The organism is Ruegeria sp. AD11(2025) (genome assembly GCF_056542405.1).
The window spans coordinates 1-622 of the sequence record NZ_JBQFZU010000148.1; the positions used below are offsets into that span (position 1 = coordinate 1).

Here is a 622-nt window from a genome sequence, read left to right on the forward strand (position 1 = left end):
CCATGCCACCCCACCATGGCATCGGCCAATTTTTCCAAGTTGGAGGGTGGTTCGCAACCAGCATGGCCGTGGGCCCATACACCAACAATGCGTTTGCCCAAGCTGGCTGCCCGCATGATTTCCTTGTTCACCCATTTGCTGTTCTTGGTCCCTGGCGTAATGTAAACGACCATCACGCTGCACCATTTGATGCGCGGCCCAATGATCTTGTTCAGGATGTAGTCGGCGTTCTTTGCACGATTTGGTTTGGCTTTGTTGATCGACCCATCACGCACTGTAAGTCCGTTGTTACGGGTCAAAGTCTTCAGCTTAGCGAGCCCAGCATCATCCTCGTGAATGTGGCTGATAAAAATGTTCTTACTACCCTTCATCGCATCCTCTTTCGCTTCTGCGCAGATCGATGCCGAGCACCCATCCAGTATTCTACCAACGTTGACTCACTCAAAAGGAAGTGCTTGAAGTGTTTCACAGGTTGGACACTAACAAATCACCCAACACCTGTCCAGCGTGTGAAACACTAATACCAATCTGAGAGACACTTGGGAGGCCGCATGGATATCCGGGAACTTGGCGGGATACTCGCCAAACATAGAGGAAATATGGGGGTAAGGGCCGCTGCAAA

1 protein-coding gene is annotated in these 622 nt (G+C 51.1%); it reads right to left on the minus strand.

The features are described 5' to 3' along the window. Positions 1–371, minus strand: a 371-nt coding sequence (locus tag ACR1XY_RS24800) for a TIR domain-containing protein (RefSeq protein WP_480597530.1), incomplete at its 3' end; no start/stop codon positions are given. Between the last annotated feature and the right edge of the window lie 251 nt (positions 372–622).